This is a genomic window from Luteimonas huabeiensis HB2, assembly GCF_000559025.1.
GTDB classification, from domain to species: Bacteria; Pseudomonadota; Gammaproteobacteria; order Xanthomonadales; family Xanthomonadaceae; genus Luteimonas; species Luteimonas huabeiensis.
In genome coordinates this window covers 1-1,545 of record NZ_JAAN01000064.1, presented here as the reverse complement: position 1 = coordinate 1,545, position 1,545 = coordinate 1, and the positions used below count along the sequence as shown (strand labels likewise).

1 protein-coding gene, 1 pseudogene and 1 other annotated feature are annotated in these 1,545 nt (G+C 67.4%); the gene and the pseudogene both read right to left on the bottom strand.

Features of this window, described 5'->3' with window-relative positions:
* Window positions 1-82 precede the first annotated feature (82 nt).
* Window positions 83-1,304, bottom strand: a protein-coding gene (locus Z164_RS0119400) for an IS3 family transposase (RefSeq protein ID WP_236621838.1) whose coding sequence is annotated in 2 segments (ribosomal slippage) — window positions 83-1,019 and window positions 1,018-1,304 — 1,224 coding nt in all. Because the reading frame shifts where the segments join, the coding sequence is not laid out codon by codon here.
* Window positions 908-1,023 (bottom strand) — a sequence feature (AL1L pseudoknot). It overlaps the preceding gene by 116 nt.
* A 47-nt stretch (window positions 1,305-1,351) precedes the next feature.
* Window positions 1,352-1,545 (bottom strand): annotated as a pseudogene (locus tag Z164_RS21105) (c-type cytochrome); the annotation flags it as partial.

Here is a 1,545-nt window from a genome sequence, read left to right as displayed (position 1 = left end):
TTGGCTCAACTGGCCGGCGCGGATCTCGGCGCAGATGGCGGCCTGAATCGCCCCGGCTTCTCCGGAGGCCATTTCGTTTGAGTCACGCCGCGATGGCGTGACCCGTGTTGCCAGCGTAGTACGCCGCCTCCGCTTCTGCCGGGGGTATGTTGCCGATCGACCCCAGCAGTCGGCGATTGTTATACCAGTCGACCCAACCGAGGGTCTCCCATTCCACCTCTTCGCGGCTGCGCCACGAGCGTCGGTGGGTCACTTCGGTCTTGAACAGCCCGATCACGGTTTCGGCCAGCGCGTTGTCGCAGCTGTCGCCCACGCTGCCCACCGATGGCTCGATGCCAGCCTCGATCAGGCGGTCCGTGTAGCGGATCGACAGGTATTGGCTGCCGCGGTCGGAATGGTGGATCAGCGCCTTCTCCGCCGGCCGGCGCGCCCACACCGCTTGCTCGAGCGCGTCGAGCACGAACTGCGTCTGCTGCGACGAACTGGCCCGCCAGCCGACGATCCGCCGGGCGAACACGTCGATCACGAAGGCCACGTACACGAAGCCCTGCCACGTCGGCACGTAGGTGAAGTCGCTCACCCACAAGGCGTTCGGCCGGTCGGCGGTGAACTGCCGTTTCACCAGATCCATCGGTTTCTCCTCGACCAGCTCCTGCCCGATCCACTTGCGCGGCTTGCCGCGCACCACGCCCTGCAGGCCGGCCCGACGCATCAGCCGTTCCACCGTGCAGCGGGCCACCGGGACGCCTTCCCGGTGCAGCTGGCGCCACACCTTGCGCGCTCCGTAAGCCTGCCGGTTCTCGTTCCAGACCCGGTCGATCTCCGCCATCAAGACCTGCTCCCGGTGCCAGCGTGGGGGCTGGCGCGCCGGGTCAGCCTGGCGGCTGGCATGTTCGTAGTACGTCGACGGGGCGATCGGCAGCACCTTGCAGATCGGCTCGACCCCGTAGGCGTCCCGGTTCTGATCGATGAAGTCCTTCAGGACTTGTACCGGCGGTCGAGCTCCGCCTGGGCAAAAACGCCGACGCCTTGCGCAGGATCTCGTTGGCCTGGCGCAGCTCGCGCACTTCGCGCTCCAAGGCCTTGATCCGCGCCTGCTCGTCGGTCGTCAGCCCCGGCCGCAGCCCACTGTCCCGCTCGGCCCGACGGACCCACGTCCGCAGCGTCTCCGCCTTGCAGCCGATCTTCCCGGCCACCGACGTGATCGCCGCCCACTGGGAGCTGTGCTCGCCCTGGTGATCCAGGACCATCCGCACCGCCCGCTCACGCACCTCGGGTGCGTACCTCGTCAATTTGTTGCTCATGGCTCCATCCTCTCAAGGTTTGGAGCCTCCGGGAAAGGCGGGGCGATTCAATCGGCCACACCCAGCGGGTGCGCATGCGGCATGGAGTTGTTGCCCGGCTCGGAGGGGGCAACGGGGTCCTCGGCCGTTTCGTCGTCATGGTGGCCTTGCGTCTCGCCGCCGCCATGCGAATGGCCTTCGCTGCTGTCGACCAGCTCCTTGTACGCAGTCGCGTCGAGCGTAGGCAGCACCTGCAGGAACG